The sequence below is a fragment of the Sphingorhabdus sp. genome, assembly GCF_044239005.1.
Taxonomy (GTDB): domain Bacteria; phylum Pseudomonadota; class Alphaproteobacteria; order Sphingomonadales; family Sphingomonadaceae; genus Sphingorhabdus_B.
Window position 1 is genome coordinate 1 of sequence record NZ_JBIICH010000117.1, and the last position, 6293, is coordinate 6293.

General features: G+C 56.4%; 5 protein-coding genes and 1 pseudogene. 2 read left to right on the forward strand and 4 right to left on the reverse strand.

Translation table 11 applies throughout. From position 1 onward, the window contains the following. Positions 1-65 precede the first annotated feature (65 nt). Positions 66-1475: a dihydrolipoyl dehydrogenase gene (gene lpdA / locus ACILQA_RS09055; RefSeq protein ID WP_395629407.1), complete on the forward strand. Its 1410-nt coding sequence runs from the start codon at positions 66-68 to the stop codon at positions 1473-1475. Further along, entirely contained in the window at positions 1475-2101 is a 627-nt protein-coding gene (locus ACILQA_RS09060; protein WP_183942369.1) for a trimeric intracellular cation channel family protein, read from the forward strand. Before lpdA ends, ACILQA_RS09060 begins: the two co-directional genes overlap by 1 nt. Before the next feature lie 13 nt (positions 2102-2114). On the opposite strand, the gene msrA is transcribed toward ACILQA_RS09060, so the two are convergent. The 4 genes and pseudogenes from msrA to ACILQA_RS09080 all read right to left on the reverse strand — a co-directional run. After that, a complete protein-coding gene (gene msrA / locus ACILQA_RS09065) occupies positions 2115-2816 on the reverse strand; it encodes a peptide-methionine (S)-S-oxide reductase MsrA (RefSeq protein WP_395629408.1) in 702 nt (233 codons plus the stop codon). A gap of 282 nt (positions 2817-3098) precedes the next feature. Then, entirely contained in the window at positions 3099-4301 is a 1203-nt protein-coding gene (locus tag ACILQA_RS09070) for a pyridoxal phosphate-dependent aminotransferase (protein ID WP_395629410.1), read from the reverse strand. A gap of 67 nt (positions 4302-4368) precedes the next feature. Next, positions 4369-6123: an aminodeoxychorismate synthase component I gene (pabB, locus tag ACILQA_RS09075; RefSeq protein WP_395629409.1), complete on the reverse strand. Its 1755-nt coding sequence runs from the start codon at positions 6121-6123 to the stop codon at positions 4369-4371. A gap of 31 nt (positions 6124-6154) precedes the next feature. Continuing rightward, a pseudogene (locus ACILQA_RS09080) lies at positions 6155-6293 on the reverse strand (S-formylglutathione hydrolase); the annotation flags it as partial.

The window sequence follows — 6293 nt, forward strand, 5'->3', positions numbered from 1 at the left end:
AAAATCGTCAAAGAGGCGATTGAAGACCCGACCCGGTTGTTGATCGACCTTTAAGGAGCTGAGCAATGGCAGAACATGATTATGACCTGATCGTTATCGGTGCAGGTCCGGGCGGTTATGTTGCCGCCATCCGCGCCGCACAACTCGGCCTGAAAACAGCCTGCGTCGAAAGCCGCGAGACATTGGGCGGCACCTGCCTCAACGTCGGCTGCATTCCGTCGAAAGCTTTGCTGCATGCGTCCGAAATGTACCATGAGGCACAATCGGGTTCGCTGGCGAAATTCGGTATCGATTTTAAAAGCGTCTCGCTCAACCTCGATCAAATGCACGCCGAAAAAGCGAAGGCTGTGACCGAATTGACCGGCGGCATCGAGTTTCTGTTTAAAAAGAACAAGGTTGATTGGCTCAAGGGTCGCGCCGCATTCACATCAGCCAACAGCATTGATGTGGCCGGCAAAAATTACACCGCCCAAAACATCATGGTCGCGACAGGATCATCGGTAACGCCATTGCCCGGTGTCGAAATAGACCAAAAGGTTATCGTCGATTCCACAGGCGCGCTGGCATTGCCAAAGGTGCCAAAGCACATGGTGGTCATCGGCGGCGGTGTTATTGGACTTGAGCTTGGAAGCGTGTGGTTACGTCTTGGCGCGCAAGTGACTGTGGTCGAATATCTTGACCAGATCCTGCCCGGCATGGACGGCGAAGTCCGCAAGGAAGCCGCCAAGATCTTCAAGAAACAGGGCTTCAACCTGCGCATGGGCACAAAGGTTACCGGCGCAACGGTAAAGGGCGGCATGGCCACGCTGACCGTTGAACCATCAGCCGGCGGTGCAAGCGAAACGATTGAAGCGGATTGCGTACTTGTGGCGATTGGCCGCCGCGCAAACACCGATGGCCTTGCAATGGAAAAAGCGGGCCTCGCGGTCAATGCGCGCGGGCAGATTGAAATCGGCCATGATTTCCAGACCAATGTCCCCGGCATCTACGCGATCGGCGACGTTTGCCCCGGTCCAATGCTGGCGCATAAGGCAGAAGACGAAGGCATTGCCGCGGCTGAATTTGTTGCGGGCCTAACGGGCATCGTCAACCATGACGTCATCCCGGGCGTCGTCTACACCTACCCTGAGATTGCCAGCGTTGGCCTGACCGAGGAAGAAGCGAACGAACATGCTTCGGCTTCGGGTAGCGAGATCAAGGTCGGAAAATTCCCGATGATGGCCAACAGCCGTGCGAAAACAAATCGCACGACAGACGGTTTCGTCAAAGTCATTGCCGATGCAAAAACCGACCGCGTGCTTGGCGTGCATATCATCGCATCCATCGCCGGAAGCATGATCGCCGAAGCAGCCGTGGCTATGGAATTCGGTGCAACGTCGGAAGATATTGCATATACCTGCCATGCCCACCCGACCCATGCCGAAGCCTTAAAGGAAGCGGCCATGGCCGTGACCGGCAAACCGATCCACATGTGATGATTACCCAAGCGGCCCAAATAGCCCCGGCCATGATTTCATGGCTGGACCTATTTGGGATCGCTGTATTCGCGGCATCGGGCGCTCTCGCCGCGGCGCAACGCAAACAAACGCTCGTCACCTTCTCCTTCTTTGCGCTGGTTACCGGCGCGGGTGGCGGCACGGTTCGTGATCTGCTTATCGGTGCGCCCGTTTTCTGGGTTCAGGATTGGCGTTTTGCAGCAACCTGTCTTGTGACCGCGGGGCTGGTGTGGGTGACGCCACAGCATCTTTGGAAGCCGCGTGCGCTTGACTGGTTCGATGCGGTGGGCATTGCCATTTACGCGGTGTTCGGCACGTGGAAATCACTTACGCTTGGCGTTCCATTGCTACCGGCCATGATGATGGGCGTCATCACCGCCTGCGTCGGCGGCATCATTCGCGATGTGCTGGCCGGTGAGCCGTCGATCCTGCTTAAGCCCGAAATCTATGTAACAGCTGCGGCGCTGGCATCAGGCCTTTTTGGCCTGTTGTTATTTGTTGGGCTACCCGTTCTGCCCGCCGCGATTTTCAGCGCGACTGCCGGTTTTGCCCTGCGGGCAATGGCGATTTGGAAAGGCTGGGCGATCCCCGCCTATCGGGGCTAGGGTCAGGACCTAATTACCGAACGCGGTTCGGGAAAAGCTTATTCAAATTCGCAATTTTGGGTTTGTCCCATTGCACGATGTAGGGGTGCCTTGGGTTTCTCGCCATGAAGTCCTGATGGTAACTTTCGGCAGGAAAGAAACTGATGGGCTCCAGCGTCGTCACAATGGGTTTCTTCCAATATCCCGCCCTGTCCAGTTGCGCCATATAGGCACGCGCCGCCTTTTGCTGTGCTGCGTTTGCGGGGAATATCGCGGATCGATATTGCTTGCCGCGGTCCGGACCCTGACGGTTCAATTGGGTCGGATCATGCACCACCGAAAAGAATATGTGCAGCAGTTCGCCATAGCTCACCACCGCAGGGTTATATTGGATGCGAACCGATTCAGCATGCCGCGTGACGCCCGAACTGACGAGATCATAGTCAGCCGTTGACCGCGTCCCGCCGGAATAACCCGACTCCACGCGCGTCACGCCCTTCACGCGTTCAAACACAGCCTCCACACCCCAGAAGCAACCGCCGGCAAAAACAGCGGTCTGCATGCCCTTTGGTTCAACCATTTTCGTAAAGGGAGCGGCGATCCGAATGCCCTCTTCGGCATGCGCAGTGCCAACGGCGGATCCAAAGTCGGAACCGCACCCTGTCACCAAACCAAACAGCAGCGCGACATGTACCGCGCGGATAACGTATTTAGGGGTTCGGGGCAGCCGCTTCATATGATGGACCTCCAACGGACACAGACCGCGTTGCTTCTGCGTTTTGATCATTCGCACTCGCAGGTTTGATGATCGCCAGCCCAGCCAAACCGAGCGCAAATCCGCCGGCCAGACTGAGGAAAAGATCCGATCGCACAAAGTTATAAAGACGGTCCATATTTTATCTCTGACATAGTGCACAGATGGGCGCCGAAACAGCTATGTGCATCGGCTTTGGAAGGCTTCACCAGAAAGCACATTAAACGTGCATGAACGCCGTTCAGCGTGATGCACATATTGCGGTCATGTGAGTGCGGCGCAGGCTGCTTGGATACGCGTGCACGCTTCCTTGAGGATATCCGACGATGTTGCATAGGAAATCCGGAAGCCTGGCGACAGACCGAACGCCCCGCCATGCACCGCAGCCACGCGATAATCATCCAGGAAATAATCGATGAGATCGGCATCGGTTTCAATCTTCTTACCCTTGGGCGTCGTCTTGCCCATCACGCCGGTTGCATCGGGATAGACATAAAATGCGCCTTCTGGCGTCGGGCAGCTAAGCCCCGGTGCGTCGTTCAGCATAGCAACGACAAGGTCGCGGCGTTCGCGGAAAGCGATATTGCGTTCCCGCAAGAAATCCTGTGGTCCGTTAAGCGCAGCAAGCACGGCATATTGTGAGATGGAACAAGGGTTGCTGGTCGATTGCGATTGCAAATCCGCCATCGCCTTAATCAACCATGCCGGGCCACCAGCATAGCCGATGCGCCAACCGGTCATGGCATAGGCCTTCGACGCGCCGTTCATGGTGAGGGTGCGATCATATAGTTCGGGGCACACCTGAAGCATCGTCGCAAAGGGCGCCTGCGCATACCAGATATGTTCGTACATATCGTCGGACAGCAGCATGACGTGCGGGTGGCGCAGCAGCACGGCACCCAATTCTTTCAACTCAGCCGCATCATAAGCGGCGCCGGTCGGGTTGGACGGTGAATTCAGGATCAACCAGCGCGTCTTCGGCGTGATGGCTGCCTCCAGTTGCTCTGGCGTGATTTTATAATTTTGCGCCGCAGTCGCCATAACGATCACGGGCGTTCCGCCGGCGAATTGAACAATATCGGGATAGCTCACCCAATAAGGTGCGGGGATGATGACTTCATCGCCCGCATCAATCGTTGCGACCAGGGCGTTAAACAATGTGTGCTTCCCGCCTGAGTTTACCGTGATCTGCTTTGGCGTATATTCAATGCCATTGTCGCGCTTGAATTTTGCAATGATCGCCTGCTTGAGCGGGGCGATACCGTCCACCGCAGTATATTTAGTCATGCCGTCACGAATGGCCTGAATGGCGGCATCTTTGACGAATTCTGGCGTGTCAAAATCGGGCTCACCCGCCGACAGTCCAATGACATCAATGCCCTGTGATTTAAGATCAATCACACGTCCCGACATGGCCAGCGTCGCTGAAGGGGCAATCCGGCCGAGCGCGGCCGACAGACGGTCAATCATCATCAAAACTTTCGGGCAAAATTGAACAGAAGTTGCGCGCTTGCCCCTAAAGCCTCGCTAAAAGTTACGCAACCCTATGCGCTCTTATTAATCCACGTGCGCTGTTCCCGACAAAAAAACCACCCGCCAAATCGGTGGTGGTCAGGTCCGCCTCTTGGGCTTCGCCAGCGTCAATAAGCGCGCGGCGAAGCACAGATGGCAGAAGCCCGGTCTCAAGCCGTGGCGTCAGCAGAACACCGTCCCGTTCAACAAACAAGGCCGTGATGCTACCTTCTGTTAAACGGCCATCGGCACCGACGAAGATAACTTCGTCACAATCCGTCCGCGCTTTTCGCGCGTTGTCGTAAAAAGCCCGATCGCTCATCTTGTGCCGAAGCCGGAAATCTTGGGCGGCGACAGGAAGCGGGACAACGGCAACGCGCCAGTCGGCAACATCCTGCAGCGGGCTGATCTCAATCGCGACGGCACCATGCCGGGAAACCATCAGCCGGATTTTCGAAAGCTGATCGAGATGGAAAATGCTGGCGTGTAGGCGGTTGCGCAATGCGTGCCGGTCAAATTCAAATCCGAACAACTGCGCGCTGGTCTTCATGCGCTCCAGATGCAACTCCAGCCGAAGGATACCGGTCATCGGTTCAAAACGCATGGTTTCGATCAGGTCAAATCCGGTATCGTCCACCTTGGCAAAATCCCCCTTAGCCAAACATTCTGCCCATTCATCTGCTTCGTGGGAATCGGCGACAACGCCTGATCCTAGCCCAAGTGAAAGCGTCTTTGTGGTATCGCACAAGGTAAAAGTACGAATGGCAACGTTGAAGGCGGCATCGCCATTGGCATCAATACGCCCGATGGAGCCACAATATATTCCGCGTGGCGCGGTTTCCACGTCTTCAACGACCTGCATTGCGCGAATTTTCGGCGCGCCCGTAATCGATCCACATGGAAATAATGCCGTTATGACGTCAACCGCATCCACACCCTCATTCAGCACACCCGTAACGGTCGAGGTCATCTGATGAACCGTGGGATAGCTTTCGACATGAAACAATTCCGGCACGGCGACACTGCCCGCGGCACACACACGGGACAGATCATTGCGGAGGAGATCGACGATCATCAAATTTTCAGCCCGTTGCTTCGGGTCGGTGCGCAAGCGCTCCGCGACATCGCTATCCCGTTGCGGGTCGGCTTGCCTTTGTGCCGTGCCTTTCATCGGTTTTGTCGTCACGCGCTGGTCCTTGAGCGCGAAAAACAGCTCGGGTGAAAAGGACAGATAATGCGCGTCCCCTGTATAGATGACACCGCCATAGCCCGCCTTCGCGCGGCCGCGCAGCGCCGCATATAAGGCCAGCGGATCGCCCGCATAATCGGCCGAAAGCGGAAAGGTCAGATTGGCCTGATAAATGTCCCCGGCGTGGATAAAATCCTGCACCGCCGCAAAGGCATCGCCATATTCTGCACGCGAAATCGCGGGGCGCAATTCCGACACCCATGCCCCCGCCGGATCGGGCAGATATGACGGCACGACGTCAGCCGAGATTGTGCTGTAGCTGGGAAACAAGCCGAACCACGCCAGTGGTCCGCTGCGTTCTTGCCCAAGATTTGGCAGGAAATGCTGCCCACATTCATAGCCCAAAAACCCCGCGGCATGAAGCCCGCCGCGCTGCGCGTCACGCAGGGCATCAAGCACAGCGTCGACTTCATCAAAGCTGTTGGCGGTCCATATTTCAACCGGGTCGGTATATAGCCGTGCCGGCGACGCACCGTGCATGCGGGCATCGTCGAGCAGCACATAAGGGCGATCTGTCGGGATCTTCATATGCGCAGCAGAATCGGCAATGCCCAAGGCTTTAGCCGTTTAACCGTTCCGCATGCCAAGCGAGATGTTCGGCCATGAAGGTCGAGATGAAATAATAGCTGTGATCATAGCCCGGCTGCATGCGAATTTCGGCACGCTGACCAACCGCGGCACATTGTTCGACGAGCAGG

Excerpts from the sequence above, each read along its gene's own strand:
- ACILQA_RS09060 (WP_183942369.1), top strand. The coding sequence starts at position 1,475 with ATGATTACCCAAGCGGCCCAAATAGCCCCGGCCATGATTTCATGGCTG.
- pabB (WP_395629409.1), bottom strand. The coding sequence starts at position 6,123 with ATGAAGATCCCGACAGATCGCCCTTATGTGCTGCTCGACGATGCCCGC.
- lpdA (WP_395629407.1), top strand. The coding sequence starts at position 66 with ATGGCAGAACATGATTATGACCTGATCGTTATCGGTGCAGGTCCGGGC.
- msrA (WP_395629408.1), bottom strand. The coding sequence starts at position 2,816 with ATGAAGCGGCTGCCCCGAACCCCTAAATACGTTATCCGCGCGGTACAT.